The sequence below is a fragment of the Pseudobdellovibrionaceae bacterium genome, assembly GCA_019637875.1.
In the GTDB taxonomy this organism is placed as follows: domain Bacteria; phylum Bdellovibrionota; class Bdellovibrionia; order Bdellovibrionales; family Bdellovibrionaceae; genus JAHBUW01.
In genome coordinates, this window is sequence record JAHBUW010000002.1 from 143,044 (window position 1) to 159,284 (window position 16,241).

Below are 16,241 nucleotides of genomic sequence, written 5' to 3' on the forward strand. Positions count from 1 at the left end.
CGTAGATATTCAAGTTTCGATCAAGTCCATTGAGCCCCTCCTCCGCCGACCGAAAAGAGGTTTGGAGGTTCACATGTCACTTCGTTCATTCGCGAAAATCACTTTGGCTCTTTTCACGGTCGCGGTTTTGGGCGCCTGCACTCAGGAATCCAAGGTCAAGTCGGCAGTCGAAACTTACGCGATGGATGACATCAATAAGGAGTTCGACAAAGCCTTCGGCGCCAAAGAGTCGAAGATCATGAGCGAACTGAAGACCGCCTTCGTCAAAAAATTGAGAATCGAAGTCACCGACATCAAAATTGAAGGCGAGACCGCGACCGGCAAAGCCAACGTCACCATGTACAACAAAGAGTTCGGTGGACTCGCGTTCCTGGTCGCCCTGAACGCGCCCGAGCACGACAAAAAAGGTCGTAACGTCGCGAGCATCCTCGACGAGGTTCGCAAAGAAAAACCGGAAGTCCCCAATATGGAGGACTTCCCGACCGAGACGCATACCCGCAATTTCAAGGCTGAAAAGAAAGACGGCAAATGGGTCGTCAGCAGCCTCAAAGAAGAAAAAGAAAAATCAAAGCGCTAAGAAATCGGTCAGGGCCTTCGCGTACTCGGGGAAACTTTCGAGCTGCGGGACATGGCCCACGCCCTTCAATTCAACGAGTTTGGCTTTCGGGATGGCCCGCGCGGCCGCTCGACCCAACTTCGGATAGTCGCCTAATGTCGCCGCCACCTTCGGGTCGGCGGCATGACGTCCCGGCGCCGTGCGATCCCGCAAACCAATAATCAAAAGCGTACGCACCTTGATCAGCGGGAACTCTTGAATCACGGGTTGCGTGTAGACCATTTCGGAGGTCAGCGCCGCATTCCAAGCCACTTTCGGGTAATCTTTGTGGCGCGTCCAGCCCGAGGCGGCCCCGATCAGCGCTTCGTATTCCGGTTTCCACTCGCCCGCGTAGTAAGCCTGTTTTTGATACTCGCGAATCGACTCTGCAGTCGTTTTCAACTCTTGCTCGTAGGCCTTCGCAAGACCCGTATAAGGCACGGGACCACGTAGATCTTCCAGACCGATGGGATTGACGAGGACGAGTTTCGTCGTCGCCTCCGGGTACATCCGCGCGAATCGCGCCGCCAGCATTCCGCCCATCGAGTGACCGACGACCGCCACCTTCCCGATCTGCAGATGATCCAGCCAACGCTTCGTGTTCTCGGCCAAGCCGTGAAAGCTGAACTGGTAGCTTGAGGGCTTCGTCGACTTGCCAAAGCCGATTTGGTCCGGGACCACGACACGGTAACCTTTGTCGGTCAGCAGCCGAATCGTCGGCTCCCAATAAAATCCGCTAAAGTTCTTTCCGTGCAAAAGCATGACGGTTTGCCCGTTCGGCTTCGCCGGCGTGACGTCCATGTACGCCATCTTGAGTTTTTGCTGTTGGCCTTCAAACTCGAAAAACTTCACGTCGTACGGATACGCGAAAGTCGTCAGTTCCGCATCGTAGGACGGAAGCTCCGCCCGCGCGCAAAGACCCGCCAGAATCAAAATCCCGAAAATTGTTTTCATGCCTTACCAGCAGTCCGCCATACCCAGCTGGCGCCAACCGGGTACCCGGTAGTCAAACGTCCACCGGCGGATCTCTTGATCGTATTGAAGGACGTAGTAGAAAGGATCCCGCGCATCGAGCTCGGTTTGTTCGCCCTTCTCGCCCATCTGCAAGCGCAAGATTTTTGCGTCCCACTCAGTCGCCGTCAGATCACGCTCGATCCAACGTCCGCGCCCGGTCAGCTCTTTTAAAATCAGCCGCTCGCGATCACGAACGACCGTGACCTGTTGATCGGGACCTTGAATATTGCAGTTGAGCAGCGTCACCGTCGTGCCGGTTTTGCGGCTTTCGGGCGGCCACCACGTGGCGTGAGCTTGAATGGACACGATGAAGATCAGGGGAATTAAGAATTTCATGGAGGCTCCTGTGAGGAGTCCTCCCTAACTCAGAATTTAGGGCGTGCCAAAGTATGCTTTACTTCCGGCCTCAAGAGCCGTGTTCGTCGCGGCGACGCCCGTGGCCATCACGACAAATTCCGAAAATTTTCCAGTGAATGCGTAGGTCGCACCATACAGGGTACCACCCAACTGCAAAGTTCCCTGCGTGACGTCCGTGGCCCAGTTCGTGGCGGTGGTTGTCACATTCACCGCTCCATTCAATCGCACCTGGCGTAAATTGCTGGTGACCGAGTTCAACTGCGACATCATATAACCGGTGTTGTATGACAATCCCCACGTCCCGGTTTGCCGGACATAGGCCGTTGCGGACGAGGCCAGATCAGACATAATGCTCGTTCCCTCGGGGACGTGCATGGCCAAACGTTGCCCCGTATTGCTCCCGTTTAACGAGAACGGCGTCGCGTTGTTGGCTTGCGACGTTCCGATGTAAAGCGCGGCATATTCGTTGATCGAATTCACCACGCGGGCCGAACTAGTCAACGTCATCATCGTCGTGGGATAGTTCACCGCCGGGCGGCCGTTGATCGCCTCCAGGGTGCCGGCGTTCACGAGTCGGGGCTGCGTTCCCGCCGTCGTATTCGCGACATCCCGTCCATTGCCGCTCTGATCGTACCAGGTTTTCACGAAGACGCTCGCTCCGCTATAGAACGTGCTGAGGGCGATCGTCGAACCCACCGTCCATGCCGAAGTTCCTTGCGCCGTGATCGTGACGACACCGTTCGCGCCGATCCGGTTCGCCTCGTCGAACGCGACGTCCCCTTCGGCGTTATTGGTGCCGTTACGGACGCGCATGATCGCGCCGTTATACCCAAGCACCAGGCGGCGCACCGAATAGGCCGCCGAAACGGCGTTCGTGAATATGAGCCATGCCGCGAGGTGCGACGAAAGAAAGCGATAGGTTGTCGATGCAGTTCGTGCTGCTTTCAACCCTTAAAAACCCCTCTGAAATTGTCCCGAGAATCGTTTCAGTCGCGGATTTCCCAGTTGCCCTATTTTTCCATGCCGGCAGTCGAAGACTGACTGTTTAACGCTCCTTCATCGGAATTTTAGCCCTTAGTAGAGGGATCATTTTCAGAGGGAAAACGAGCGTCGGGAGCGAGCCTTTTTCAACACTGTTTCCACACTCAAATATCTCCTGATACACTTCTACGCCAGAGGTGAACGATGGCGAAAAAGGCCCTACCCCGGATCGTGTCCGCCAAGGAGTTCCGCAAAGCACATGATCAATTTTTGATGAAGAAAAAGAAGAATACGCGCGAGACTTCTTTCGTGATGAATTCACACGCCCCGCTGCGCGCGATCAAGCGTCACCAAAAAAGGCTGGGCCGGAATTTGCCTTGGGTTTCTTCTCCTTCACCGGCGGGCGCGGCGTCGAATACCTGGTGGAGATTCCACGATGAGTACGCCAAATGATCGAAAACGAAATCCGTGAACTCGAAAAGCGTTTGAACGAAGCGGATTCCAGTTCCGTGCGGGACACACGCCCTATTCTTGAGGAACTACTCGATGATGAAGCGGTGCTCATCGGTCCCGGGGGTGAACTTCACGACAAAGCCTTCGTCGTCAAGAATCACGGACCCGAGCGCGTACCGTTCGTGCGGGTGATCGTCGAAGAGCTGGACGTGACCGCGATGGGAGAATCCGCACTCGTCCTTTGCCGGACGCGCTACGTGACGACGCAAGGTCAGTTCCAGATCCGCTTCCTGCGGATCTGGAGAAAACGTCAAAACCAATGGCGAGTCGTCGCGGGGACGATCACCATGGTTAAATCATGATTACTTCGCGCAGTTGAACGTCAGGATCTCGGCCATTTTATAGATTTCGGTCCCGTCGGCGTTCGGTAAAATATTGCCCGCGCCGACTTCCACCGTCAGGATCGCGTTCTCGCAAACTTTGATTTTCAATTCGGGTTTTGCGACCGCCTCGAAACCGTTACCCGCGAAATCTTCGGCGAGGGATTTTTTGATGCGTTTATCGCGCTTCAAAACTTCCGCTTCTTCGTCGACGGTGACTTGGAGCATACCGTTCGCGGCGGAGATCTCCAGCACGTCGCCTTGAATTTCGAGGACGGTTTTCTTGGGATCGATGCAGATCGCGTTCATGAACTCGTAGGTTTTTTTGCAGGTTCCCTGAACGAAGTGATGCTGTTGCCCGGTCGGGCACGGCTCCATGATCGTGGCGCGACGGTCGATACACATCTGCCCCGCGAACGCCGAAGAACTCATCAACAGTAGGCCGAAAATCGTAAGCTGCGTCTTCATATGTTGCTCCTGGCCGCCAATCGGTCGGTCCAGAGAGCCATTTAGCCAAAGGAATGCCACGCCCTAGTGGCAGCCGATCCGTACGGTCGCGCAGCAAGCCGGCGCATTGTAGATCAAAAAATCTTTATTCATGCACGCCCAGCGAATCGTCTGCGTCGAGGGCTGATTCGAAGGCAGGATATCCGTTTCGACGCGCTCCACGCGACGTCCGAAATAACTGTCGAGCGCACGCTGGGTCCGCGCCTGCAGTTCGGCTTCGGTCGCGTGCTTTTGCACGATATCACGCGTATAAGTTCCGCTCAGCGTATTGAATTGTTGGCGTCCATCCGCCGTCACTCGCAGCTCACCCGCGCTCACCACTTCGCGGCCGTTCGCCAGATTTTGGTGCTTCACACCAAGTTCGAAATTGTCCTCGACGCGTCCGACGACCATACGTCCGTCGCGCGTCAGCAGATAAGTGTATTCACCGGCGGGAAGCTGGCGCGCGTCCCCCGGAGTCGTGAACTCGCGAATCTGCCCCCGTCGCTCGGCCGCAGTCCTAAATTCCGGTGTCGAACGAACGCTGAACGAGACCCTCTCACCCTCGGGCGTCGTCACCCGACGGCCCGAAACGTACTGCTCGTCGGGAGAAACGGTCTTTCCGCGCTGCTGGCCGAAAAGACTCGCGATTTCGTTGCGTGATGCCGGGGCGCGATCAACCTGCGCCGCCGCGTTCATGTAAGCTTGGCGCGTTTCGGTCCCGGAAAACTTCGCGGTCTCGGCTTCTGCGCGCGAGATGATCCGGCGCTCGCCGTTGTAAAGCTGCACTTCCAAACGGCCATCGGGCTTCACGCCGACGACCTTCACCGCCAGATTTTGTGTCGAGTCCGCGGGGCGATAACTGATGATGGCGCGTTCGCCCTGAAGATTCGCGAGCTCGCCGCTCTGGTACGCGCGTCGGAACTGAATGCCGGGATCCAATTCCACGCGCGCGGTCGAGCTGACCCGCACGTTATCCAAATCGGCGCCCCGCAATGTGACGCGCGTGCCATTCCCCAGCTCGACGACCGCCTCGCCGTTCTCGACTTTGACGAGCTTCGCGGGCAAACGCGCACCCGAAGTTTCTTTCGAGGTGAACGAAACGTACTTTGCATCGTCCGTCACGCGGCCGGCATTGTAGGCTTCGCGAAAGCGATCGTAATTCGCGTCCCCGGTCGGAAAAAGCGTTCGTGCGTTCGGCGTTGCGCGCAGGTCGCCCACGACGCCTTTCTCCATCAGCTGCCGGATGTCGGCATCGCTGAATCCCGCCTCTTTAAGGATGCGTTGCTTTTCACGCAACTGCGCCCAGGTGTAGTTACCGACCCCGGCGGGCGTGCCGTCCTTACCGAGTTGACCACGCCCCACGACGTGCGCGGATTCCACGGCATCGCGCTGGGTGGCGGTCAACTGGCGCCCCAGGACACCTGCCCCTTTATCGGCGGCTTCGAAGCGACGCGCGTTCGCGGCCAGGGTCTCGGCCTTCACGACATCGGCGGCCAGTTGGCGCGCGCCGGTCTCCGCCGCGACCACGCTCGAATCGGCGGTGCGGATCCCCGCGCCCAGGCCGAACTTCAGCCCCATGGCACTCAAGCCCGTTTCCACCAAAAGCCCATTCGCTTCGCGCTGTTTGGCAAGGATGTCCTCGTACTTCGCCGAGTTCCCCAAAAGCCCCGCCTGCAGCGCGCTCGTTTGGGAGGCGACCTGCATGTAACGTTCGGCCGAACCCGCAGTCAGACTCGCCGTCGCGACGAAACACGCGGCCCCCAGCGTTCCCAAAGACGCGTAAGCCGCCCCCAAACAGGTCACGCCACCCGCGATGGCCAGGCCCGCGGTCGCGATCGAACGATAACGGTCGCTCTTTTTGAAGTTCTCGAAAGTCGTCCGGTAGCCCGAGCAAAGGCCCGGGTTCTTCGCAAGAACCGTCTGTACCGAGCCACCCATCAGGAGTAGCGATTCGGCGTCGCTCGAAATGTTGTTGTCGAGCTTGATCGCCTCGATTCTTTCAACGGACTTCTTCGTGTCCGCCAGAACCTCATCTTTCGCTTTCTGAATTTCCGCGGCGGTCGGGTTCGCCGATTTGAGGTAACGTACGAGCGGATTCCTCGAGGCGATCTGCGCCTGGTTGGCCTCGACCCCGTCATTCAGCTTTTTGATATCTTTCTGAAAGCCTTGGCACGCGTTTTCCGACTCTTTGATCTTCCGCGATCCCGCAGGCAAAGCCGAGCCCTTCAGCTTTTCGATCATCGCCTGCATGTCTTTCTTTTCGGCGTCGGTGAAACCACTGTGCGAGATCACGCGGGTCGTGATCGTTTTAGGCATGCGGTTCAAGTGATTTTCGATCGGCTCGTCGAGCGGTCCCATCAACGGATTCACGTCGGGATTCCACCAGCACAGACTTCCGCGAATTCGGTAGATCTGCGAAATGCCCGACCAGAACCGCATCTGTTTCAAGTCCGCATCCAGATTTTTGATCCAGTCCGCGGGGACTTCCTGCGCGTTCTTCTTCAGACGATGCAGAACGTCTTCTTTCACCGCGCGCAAAAATTGAGACTGATCCGCCGCCGAAGCGTTCGGCGTCGCCGATTCGCATAAATCCGCGCCCTTTGCGGGAGTCGCCTGCGCCGCATCCGGAACATCACCGGAATTCGCAAGTTCAGCGAACGCCGGGACCGCCCCGCACAACAGAACAAAGACAAAAAGCATGAACGAGCGCACGACGGCGCTCCCGGCGATTCCCATGTCTTTCTATCGGAAATCGTCCCGCCCATATAAAGTAACACCGCAAATCTATTCACCGTTTAAACGAGCATGTTTCAACTTGAGACGATCACCCGGCGCTTCGACTTTCGAAGGCGGCGTTTTCACCCTGAACCACCGGTTCAATACAAACGTCGACAACACGGATGAGCGCATCCAAAAGTGGACCGAGCTTTTCGAGTCCAAACTGTAATTTGTCATTTCGAGGGCGATCGCGAGGTCGCCCTTAGCCTTCGAGGGATCGCTTCCCCTTGAACACCGCGATGGCCTTCAGAAACTCCGCTTCCGCGCGCGCCACCTTCGCCGGTAAATCCGCCACGTCCGCGACGTAGCTTAATTCCTGGATGAGTTTTTGCTCGGCCTCGGGAAAATCTCGGTGCAAATAGCGCAATCCGAAATCCCAGCGATAAGGGCGATAGTTCATTGCCATCACTTCGACCAAGGGACGCACAAGTCCGTTCTGGTAAAACGAGATCGCGTCGATCGGGTGGCCACGACGCAGCTCTTTCAGCGTCAGTGACTTAAAAATGGGAAAACCTTGGCGCAGCTCCTCGGCACGGACCGTCTGCCGCGCGAAAATTTCGGCGGCGTCGGCGTGACGCTCGTGCAGAATCCCGCCTTTGTCGAACAGGATCCGGGGCGTGCCATGGCGTTCGACTTCAAGAAACATCCCGTAAGCTTGCGGAACCGCGCGATCCATCACCCCTAAATCGACAGAGAAAAATTCCGGCGCGTTTTTCAACACGATCACCCGTTGCGCAATCCCCTCACCCCATCCGGACTTGGCGGTCTGCCAGGTATGGCTGACGCCGAACTTTTCCTCGAGCATCCGCTGCACGCGCTCAATCACGCCCTGGATCGGCGCGTCCGCGACGACGCACAAATCGATATCCGAAAACTCATCCACGAAACCGGTCGCCTGCGATCCCCCCTCCCACGCGGCGTGGATCTCGGGGCGGTCTTTCAGAAGCGAAACGATGTTATTCAGGACAACTTCTTTGTCTATCACCATGTCCACCAAGAGATCGGTTTGGAAAGTGGTAGGGGGTGTAGGACTTGAACCTACGGTCCGCCAGTTATGAGCCGGCTGCTTTAACCAACTAAGCTAACCCCCCACAGGGTGCATGACCGAAGCTAGCAGGGCGCGCGAGGTACGACAAGGTTCGCCGCCAAATGAAAAGCGAGGCCCACCCCGCCTCGCCAAAAAACAAGGGAGGCTCGTCGCCTCCCTTGCCTTAAGAACTTTGAATTTCGAGATCCGCTCAGTTCCCCGAGCCGCCGCCCTCAACGAAGGTCTTCAGCTTGTTCGAGCGCGAGGGGTGACGGAGCTTGCGCAGCGCCTTCGCCTCGATCTGACGGATACGTTCACGAGTGACGTTGAAATCCTGACCGACCTCTTCCAAGGTATGATCCGACTCTTCACCGATCCCGAAACGCATACGCAGGACTTTCTCTTCACGGGGAGTCAGCGTGGACAGAACGCGGCGAGTTTGCTCGGCCAGGTTCAGGTTCACGATGGCTTCCGCCGGGTTGATCACCTTTTTGTCCTCGATGAAATCGCCCAAGTGCGAATCTTCCTCTTCACCCACGGGGGTTTCGAGAGAGATCGGCTCTTTCGCGATCTTCAAGACCTTACGGACCTTATCGACCGGCATGTCCATACGTTCCGCGATCTCTTCCGGAGTCGCCTCGCGGCCGAGCTCCTGGATCAAGTTACGCGACGTGCGCGCCAGCTTGTTGATCGTCTCGATCATGTGGACCGGGATACGGATCGTGCGGGCTTGGTCCGCGATCGCGCGCGTGATGGCCTGACGGATCCACCAAGTCGCGTAAGTCGAGAACTTGTATCCACGACGGTATTCGAACTTATCGACGGCTTTCATCAAACCGATGTTGCCTTCCTGGATCAGATCCAGGAACTGCAGACCGCGGTTCGTATACTTCTTCGCGATCGAGACCACGAGACGCAAGTTCGCTTCGACGAGCTCGGATTTCGCGAGGTCGGCCTCACGCTCACCTTTCCAGATGGCGGTGTAGGTGTCGCTGACCCATTTGTAGTTCATCTCGGTTTCGCTAAACAGACGCACGCGGCGGCGTTCGGCGTTTTCGGCCGTGATCGTGTACGAACGATAACGTTGGTAGCTCAAGCCCGTGTCGCGAGACATGCGCGTGAGTTCTTTTTCGTTCGTCTCGATGATTTTCAGACGCTCAACCATGGTCGCGACGTCTTTCGAGAACGTGCGCTCGGTTCCGTCTTTGATCCGGCGTTTGAATTCATTCAAACGGTTCACCAAGTTACGGAACTTGATGACGATACGGTTGATCGTCTTCCGGTTGAAGTTCACGCTTTCGAAGTTCGCCATCAACGCTTCGTTGTGAACGGCGAGTTCGCGCAACGCTTTTTCACGCGCGGGCGTATTGGTTTCCTCTTTGCGCAGGATTTCGAAGTACGGGGCGGCGATCGCTTGGTACTCTTTCACCTTGCCGATCAGTTCGTGAATCTTATCCACGTACTCTTTTTCGTCGTACTGGGTGTCTTCATCCTCGAGACCGCGGAAGATCGCTTTGACCTTGATGCGGCCTTCGTCGAGGCGTTTACCCAGCTGGATGATTTCCAAAGTACCGATCGGCGACATCAGGATCGCGCGGACGATCTCGCGCTCCCCTTTTTCGATACGACGGGCGATCTCGACTTCCCCTTCACGGGTCAGCAGCGAGACGGAGCCCATCTTACGCAGGTAAAGACGTACGGGGTCATTGCCCTTAACGTCTTCGCTTTCGGCCTTTTCATCTTCATCGGCTTCTTCGTCTTCTTTGTCGGGGTCGCCAAGGAAGGCTTCGCGCTCCTCATCCGACTTTGCCATTTCGGTGTGATCGGGAATGACCACGCCGTTGGCTTCCAACGTGTGCATGAAAATATCGAGCACGGATGCCGCGATAATTTCTGCGGGCAGGCCTTCATTGATCTCTTCGATCGTCAGGCTGCCTTTGTCCTTCGCCATTTTCAGGAAGCGCTGAGCTTCCTCGCGCATGAGCGCTTCTTGTTCGGCGACGGTCAGCTCTTTCAGCTCTACGTTCTTTTCCATCGACATCCTTCGTTTATTCCGCGTCTTTCGAAAGGGATTTCAGCGAATTTTTCATCAGGGCCATGCGCTCACGCTGCAAAGCCATGAGTTGTTCTAATTTTTCAGAAGAAGATTGAATCCTCAGCTCAGCGGTCAGTCGGTCGATTTGTCGTTTCAATCCGTCAGCTCGCACGCGTCTCACACAATCCCTTAGAAGATCGGATTCGAATTCCGAATTATCGGCATCCGATCCGGACTCACCCGCTCCGCTCGGAGCGAGGTACATGCCGATCACTTTTTCCGATTCGAACACGACACCGGCGTCATCAACAAGCTCTGTTAGCAGACCCGCCAATCTATCAAAGCGCTCCGGAGAATGTCTACCGGTCTCCTCGATCCACGCAAAGATTTGCCTCAGCGAATCCGTAGAGAACTCATCGGCCAGTTTGTGCTGTTGCACGAACTCAAAGTTGGCACGATTTTTTAAAACCAAACTCAGCAGCAGACGTTCCCCCTTCGAGGCTCCCTTCAGCGTAAATCGCGGACCTGATTGGCCCTGATTTTGCTGTACCGGCGCGGCCTGCGCGGGAGAGGCCGGGATTTCCGCTCCCCTGGCGGCAACGGGCGAGGTCGCCACTCCCGTGGGGGGCCTTGTCATTCCCGGTTTCAGTGCGGGACCACGCGTGGAACCACCCGGTGCCTGCGTGTGTGACAGCGTCCTCTTCAGATCCGGCAGATTCATCTGCACGCGCTGAGCGAGGTCTTTCAGGTACATTTCCCTGAGCCTTGCATCCTGCATACCATCGAGAATCGGTTGCAACTTCTCAATCAAAGCGAGCTTTTCCGTCGCGGCTCCCCTGAAGTTGAGAGTCCAAAGGTGCAGGCAAAGGTTAAAAAGATCCGGTGCGCCATCCAGGAGTTGGTTCAGCGCCTCAACCCCCTTGGCCTTGATGAACTCGTCGGGATCGAGTTTTTCGGGCAAAGTCAGCCCTCGCGGACGAAGACCCGCCTTCAACAGAATCGGGAGCGACTTTTCAGCGGCATTTTGCCCCGCCGCATCCCCGTCGAAAAGGACGGTGATGTTCGGGGTGATCTTACGGATGGCGTGGGCATGATCCAGGGTCAGCGCGGTCCCGAGCGTCGCCGCCAGGTTACGGATGCCCGCCTGGAACATCGCGATCAGATCCATGTAGCCTTCGACGACGATGACGTGATCTTCGCTGCGAATGTAGCGCGCCGTCTGGTCCAGGCCGTACAAGACCTTTCCCTTGTGAAAGAGCGGCGTATCCGGCGAGTTCAAATACTTCGGCTCGCCTTTTTCCAGAAGACGTCCGCCGAAACCGATGACTTCCCCGGTCACTTTGCGGATCGGGAACATCACCCGCTCGCGAAAAAGATCGTAATGCCCTTGGCTTCCCTTACGCGGACGTACGAGCCCGGCCTGCTCGGCAATTTCCAATTGCACGCCGCGATTTTTCAGAAACGGCGCGAGCCCCTCCCAAGCGGAGGTCGCGTAGCCAAGACCGAAGGTCTCTTGCGTTTCCGGACTGAGGCCACGTTTTTCAAAGTAAAGAACCGCCGCGTGATCTGCGCTCGCGTTTTTCACCTGATCGCGAAAGTAAGTCTGCGCCAGCTCGTTCGCTTTCGCGATCTGGCGCCGACGCTCGGCCTGACGCTCCTCTTCGCTCGAGATCTTACGATCTTCGACGGGCATGGGAATCCGCGCACGTCCCGCCAGGAATTCGATCGCTTCGGGGAAGGTCATCCCGTGGTAGTCCTTCATGAAGCCGATCAGGTTGCCGCTCTTTTTACAGCCGAAGCAGTGATACAGTTGTTTGGTTTGCGAAACGGAAAAGGAGGCCGTCTTCTCCTTGTGGTCAGGAAAAGGACAGCGGCCCATGAAGCCCCCCGAAGAGGACTTCAGCTGAGTCGTTTCAGAGATGATATCCACGAGGTCGGTCGCGTCAGTGACCTGCTGGATAAAGCTCTCGGGAAAGCGCATCGGCTCCTTTTAGTTGAGCGCCGCCCTGAGCGACGCCCGAGGGGGACTTAGGCCAGTTTCGCTTTAATCAGCTCGCTGACGAGCTTGTTGTCGGCGGCACCCGCGGTCTTCGCGGAGACGGCCTTCATGACGGTTCCCATGTCTTTGATCGACTTTGCTCCCGTCTCGGCGATGACTTCCGTGACGATTTTTTCGATCTGCTCTTTGCTCATCTGCGCGGGCAAATAAGTCTCGAGGACTTTGAGCTCCGTCGCTTCTTTGTCCACCAGGTCTTGGCGACCGGCGGTCTGGAATTGTTCGATGGATTCTTTGCGTTGTTTCACGAGTTTTTTGATCACGGCGAGAACGTCGTCTTCGGTGATCGGGTTCGGACGGCTGTCGATCTCGCGATTTTTAATCGCGCTTTGCAGGCCACGGATCGCGTCCAAACGGACTTGGTCCTTTTCGCGCATCGCAGCTTTCATGTCGTTCATGATCTGTTCGCGGATTTGCATAGGGAACCTCGTTTCGCAATATGGGGATGAAATTTGAAAAGGCCATGCAGGAAAACCTGATGGCCTTTTATTTTTGTCCTGGAAAAAATCTAGAACCTATTCGCCGCTGCCACGACGCGATTTTTTAACCGCACGTTTACGAGCCGACAGGGACTTTTTCTTTAGACGAACGCTGGGCTTTTCAAAATGCTCGCGTTTTTTTACTTCGGAAAGAATACCAGCTTTTTCGCAGGCTTTTTTGAAACGGCGAAATGCGCCCTCAAAATTTTCACCTTCTTTAAGACGTACCAATGCCACGGAGAATCACCTGCCTTTCAATCCGGAAGGTTTCGGGTATACAAAGCCCCCCCGAAAAGAGCAAGCTGAGAAGCCCTAAAACCCTGGAGTCCCCACATGAAAACCGACGCTGAGTGGATGGCACTCGCCCTCAAATTAGCCCGGAAAGCCGAATCCCGGGGCGAGGTTCCGATCGGCGCCCTCCTGGTTCGAGATGGCCAGATTTTAGCGACCGGCTATAACGAAAGAGAGACCCTGCCTTCGGCCCTCGGCCATGCCGAGTGCCTGGCCATCCACCGGGCCAACCGGCGCTTGGGGGCCTGGCGCCTCACGGATGCGACGCTCTATGTCACACTTGAGCCCTGCCTGATGTGCGCGGGAGCCATCCTGCAGGCGCGTATTGCCCGGGTCGTTTACGGCGCCCGTGATCCGAAAGCCGGGGCCGTCGAGTCGCTCTACTCCGTCCTTCAGGATTCACGTCTGAATCACTGCACCGAATTCACCTCGGGCGTCCTGGGAGAAGAGTGCGGACGCCTTCTGACCGATTTTTTCCGCGCCAAACGTCGCAAACCCCCGTCCGAGGGCTCCGGTCAGGCTTAGTCTTTTTTTCCCCAAGATATGCGAAGAGGCATGGAAGCCCCGTCTCAGGACTTGCTCCGCCGGGGTTTCAGGCGAGAATGTTTCGTCGAAACAGAATTTTTAATTTGAGTCTTAAAGGGGCTGAATGCTCGGCATCGAAGGTCTTTTTATCGCCGCTCTTTTTCTTTCGCTCGCGGCGAACGGCTTTTTCGTCTGGCGCTCGTGGCGGAATCGCGAACGCTTCGCGCGACGCGAGGACGAGCTGCGCCGTGAATTCGAGGTCGAGCTCGCCGCACGTCAAAGGCTTCTTCTCGAAACTCAAAGCATCGCGAAACTCGGAAGTTGGGAGTGGGACATTCCCACCGACAAAATCACCTGGTCGGAACAGCTGTACAAGATCTTCGAAGTCGACCCCAGCAACTTCGACGCTTCCTATGGCGCTTACCTGGACCGACTGAAACCCGAGTACCGCGAACGCATCACCTCGGCGGTCCAGCGCGCGCGTGAAACGGGCGAATCCTACATCGTCGAGCACGCGGCTCATCACTCTGATGGCAGCGTCCACTACATCCAAAGCCGCGGCATCGCCGTACGTGACGATCAGGGTCGCGTCGTCAAGCTGATGGGCACCTGCCAAGACATCACGAAGCAAAAATCCTTCGAAGAAAGTCTGAAAAACGCCCATGAGGACCTCGAGGCGCGCGTGCGTGAGCGGACGCAACAGCTGTGGGAGGCCTTGGAGCGCGAACGGATGGCGAAGGAAGCGAAGATGACCTTCCTCGCGAATATGTCGCACGAAATTCGCACGCCGATGAACGCGATTTTGGGCTTTTCAAATTTGCTGCTCGACCAGCAAGTTCCCGCCGAGCACCGTGCGCTGCTCGGTCGCATCAAAACAAACGGCGATCACCTTTTGCAATTGATCGACGACATTTTGGATCTTTCGAAATTCGAAGCCGGCCGCATTCCCGTCGAAAAAGAAGATCTGAACCTGCCGCACCTGCTTCAAGAGGTCGTGAATTCGGTTTCCAGCCTGGCGGCGAAAAAAGGTCTTTCGCTCGCGATCGTTTACGAAACCCTACTTCCTGAAAAAGTGCAGACGGACGGTCTGCGCCTACGTCAGATCATCACGAATCTGCTCTCGAACGCGATCAAGTTCAGTGAAGAAGGTCAGGTCACCATCAAAGTCGCCCAACGCGAGAAGCCCTTCGCGCGCGGCACCTCCATGCTTTCGGTCGAAGTGCACGACACGGGCATCGGTATTCATCCGGAAGATCAAGGAAAACTGTTCCAACCCTTCACGCAAGGGGACAATTCGGGGACGCGACGCTTCGGCGGAACGGGTCTGGGACTCGCGCTCTCGCGCCACATCGCCCGCGCCCTGGACGGCGAGTTGATCTTGGTCGCGAGCCTTCTCGGCAAAGGGAGCTGCTTCCGCTTGACGCTCGAGATGGCCGAAATGCCCGCGCCGAGACGGATCGCCCTCATTGGCCCCGGCGAGACTCTCGATTTCGCCATGCCCGCCGAGGCGACCGCCGTCGTGGCGTCTCCCGCATCGCTCTCGCCGACGCTTCCGCCGTGCCGAATCCTGCTTGCGGAAGACTCGCCGGATAACGAAGACCTCATCCGCATGTATTTGCGCGCGGAAGGCGTGGTGATCGAATCCGCCGCCAACGGAGAAATCGCCGTCGAAATGGCGCTGAAGAACCACTACGACATCGTGTTGATGGACGTGCAGATGCCGGTCATGGACGGACTCGAGGCCACGCGCCGTCTGCGCGCCCGCGGCTATTCACGTCCCATCTTGGCGCTCACCGCCCACGCGATGAAGGAAGACCACGACCGCTCGATCAAGGCCGGCTGCTCGGGTCATCTGACCAAACCGATTCAAAAAACCGAACTCATCCTCTCCATTCAGCACGAGCTGATGGGCCATCACCACGATTACCAACCCGAACTGTAAGGTAGCCGCTCACTTGTTGAAATGCACCGCATGACAAAAGGTAGCCGCTTCTCTTCTAACGTCCCTTCCGATTTACGTTCGTGGCTGGAGCGCGGCCCCTTCACGCTCGCCTTGTCCAGCAGCTACTTCGGATTCTACGCGCACGCGGGACTCATGCAGGCCTTCGAGGAGGCGGGCCTTCGTCCCGCGAAGCTTTCGGGCTCAAGCGCCGGGGCCCTGGTCGGCGCCGCTTGGGCTTCGGGCATGGATGCGCGCGAAGTGCGTGAACTTCTTTTCTCCGTCAAACGCGCCGACTTCTGGGACCCGGGACTGGGCGCGGGTTTGTTACGCGGCGGGAAGTTTCGCCGCTTGATCGCGAAACATTTCGTCTCGCGCTTCGAAGACACGCGCATTCCGTTCGAGGTCGCGGTGTTCGACATCTTGCGCGCACGCACGGAGTACGTCGGTCGCGGCGATCTGCCCTCGGCCGTCGTGGCCAGCTGCGCGGTGCCGGGACTGTTCCATCCCGTACGCCGCGAAGGCCGCTGGCTGTGGGACGGCGGAGTCTTCGACAAACCCGGCGTGAATCGGGCGGGCGCGGGCGACGAACGCATCCTGAGCGTGATGTTAGAGTCGGGTTCGAAGGTCGCGAGCTGGTACGAGCGCGGTGTCGCCCGTACCACGCACGCTCGCGACGAAAACTGGCGCGAGCTCCGGATCGAGGGACTCCCCCAGCTGAACTTCACGCGCTTGCAACTGGGACCGTCGGCGCATGAAGCTTGTCTGCGGAAGACCCATGCGGCCCTCGGGGTCCTCATCTAGACTTCACACATTTTAGTGGTGTCACGCGGAAGATTTTC

At 57.3% G+C, this 16,241-nt stretch carries 16 protein-coding genes and 1 tRNA gene; 6 read left to right on the top strand and 11 right to left on the bottom strand.

All coding sequences use genetic code 11. The features are described from left to right. Positions 1 to 73 precede the first annotated feature (73 nt). Positions 74 to 577 carry a hypothetical protein gene (locus KF767_03435; GenBank protein ID MBX3016918.1) on the top strand — a complete coding sequence of 168 codons (504 nt, stop codon included), beginning with the start codon at positions 74 to 76 and terminating at the stop codon, positions 575 to 577. On the opposite strand, the gene KF767_03440 is transcribed toward KF767_03435, so the two are convergent. The 3 genes from KF767_03440 to KF767_03450 are packed head-to-tail and all read right to left on the bottom strand — an operon-like array spanning position 566 to position 2,914. Next, entirely contained in the window at positions 566 to 1,549 is a 984-nt protein-coding gene (locus KF767_03440) for an alpha/beta hydrolase (protein MBX3016919.1), read from the bottom strand. The two genes, KF767_03435 and KF767_03440, sit on opposite strands and share 12 nt — an antisense overlap. Before the next feature lie 3 nt (positions 1,550 to 1,552). After that, a complete protein-coding gene (locus KF767_03445; GenBank protein MBX3016920.1) occupies positions 1,553 to 1,945 on the bottom strand; it encodes a hypothetical protein in 393 nt (130 codons plus the stop codon). A gap of 36 nt (positions 1,946 to 1,981) precedes the next feature. Further along, positions 1,982 to 2,914: a hypothetical protein gene (locus KF767_03450; protein ID MBX3016921.1), complete on the bottom strand. Its 933-nt coding sequence runs from the start codon at positions 2,912 to 2,914 to the stop codon at positions 1,982 to 1,984. 237 nt (positions 2,915 to 3,151) lie between these two features. Here KF767_03450 and KF767_03455 point away from each other — a divergent pair, with 237 nt between their 5' ends. Next, positions 3,152 to 3,400: a DUF899 family protein gene (locus KF767_03455; protein MBX3016922.1), complete on the top strand. Its 249-nt coding sequence runs from the start codon at positions 3,152 to 3,154 to the stop codon at positions 3,398 to 3,400. After that, on the top strand, positions 3,397 to 3,762 hold the full coding sequence (locus KF767_03460; protein ID MBX3016923.1) for a nuclear transport factor 2 family protein: 366 nt from the start codon (positions 3,397 to 3,399) through the stop codon (positions 3,760 to 3,762). Before KF767_03455 ends, KF767_03460 begins: the two co-directional genes overlap by 4 nt. Here KF767_03460 and KF767_03465 read toward each other — a convergent pair whose 3' ends face one another. The 8 genes from KF767_03465 to rpsU form a co-directional block, all read right to left on the bottom strand. After that, positions 3,763 to 4,248: a hypothetical protein gene (locus tag KF767_03465; protein MBX3016924.1), complete on the bottom strand. Its 486-nt coding sequence runs from the start codon at positions 4,246 to 4,248 to the stop codon at positions 3,763 to 3,765. 63 nt (positions 4,249 to 4,311) lie between these two features. Further along, complete coding sequence (locus KF767_03470; GenBank protein ID MBX3016925.1) at positions 4,312 to 7,005, bottom strand: hypothetical protein; 2,694 nt, start codon at positions 7,003 to 7,005, stop codon at positions 4,312 to 4,314. Positions 7,006 to 7,249: 244 nt separating this feature from the next. Next, complete coding sequence (locus KF767_03475; protein ID MBX3016926.1) at positions 7,250 to 8,035, bottom strand: hypothetical protein; 786 nt, start codon at positions 8,033 to 8,035, stop codon at positions 7,250 to 7,252. 26 nt (positions 8,036 to 8,061) lie between these two features. Beyond that, positions 8,062 to 8,138, bottom strand: a tRNA-Ile gene (locus KF767_03480). 147 nt (positions 8,139 to 8,285) lie between these two features. Further along, positions 8,286 to 10,115 (bottom strand): RNA polymerase sigma factor RpoD, encoded by a 1,830-nt coding sequence (gene rpoD / locus KF767_03485; protein MBX3016927.1) that lies wholly within the window; start codon positions 10,113 to 10,115, stop codon positions 8,286 to 8,288. 7 nt (positions 10,116 to 10,122) lie between these two features. Beyond that, a complete protein-coding gene (dnaG, locus tag KF767_03490) occupies positions 10,123 to 12,090 on the bottom strand; it encodes a DNA primase (GenBank protein ID MBX3016928.1) in 1,968 nt (655 codons plus the stop codon). Between the two features lie 47 nt (positions 12,091 to 12,137). Next, positions 12,138 to 12,584, bottom strand: a complete 447-nt coding sequence (locus tag KF767_03495) for a GatB/YqeY domain-containing protein (GenBank protein ID MBX3016929.1) — start codon at positions 12,582 to 12,584, stop codon at positions 12,138 to 12,140. Positions 12,585 to 12,680: 96 nt separating this feature from the next. Next, entirely contained in the window at positions 12,681 to 12,881 is a 201-nt protein-coding gene (gene rpsU, locus KF767_03500) for a 30S ribosomal protein S21 (GenBank protein ID MBX3016930.1), read from the bottom strand. Between the two features lie 96 nt (positions 12,882 to 12,977). Here rpsU and tadA point away from each other — a divergent pair, with 96 nt between their 5' ends. The 3 genes from tadA to KF767_03515 all read left to right on the top strand — a co-directional run bounded on the left by tadA (position 12,978) and on the right by KF767_03515 (position 16,203). Beyond that, the gene (tadA, locus tag KF767_03505) at positions 12,978 to 13,460 is read left to right on the top strand and encodes a tRNA adenosine(34) deaminase TadA (GenBank protein ID MBX3016931.1); all 483 of its coding nucleotides are present in this window, start codon (positions 12,978 to 12,980) and stop codon (positions 13,458 to 13,460) included. A gap of 124 nt (positions 13,461 to 13,584) precedes the next feature. Next, on the top strand, positions 13,585 to 15,402 hold the full coding sequence (locus KF767_03510) for a response regulator (protein ID MBX3016932.1): 1,818 nt from the start codon (positions 13,585 to 13,587) through the stop codon (positions 15,400 to 15,402). A gap of 30 nt (positions 15,403 to 15,432) precedes the next feature. After that, on the top strand, positions 15,433 to 16,203 hold the full coding sequence (locus KF767_03515) for a patatin-like phospholipase family protein (GenBank protein ID MBX3016933.1): 771 nt from the start codon (positions 15,433 to 15,435) through the stop codon (positions 16,201 to 16,203). Positions 16,204 to 16,241 lie beyond the last annotated feature (38 nt).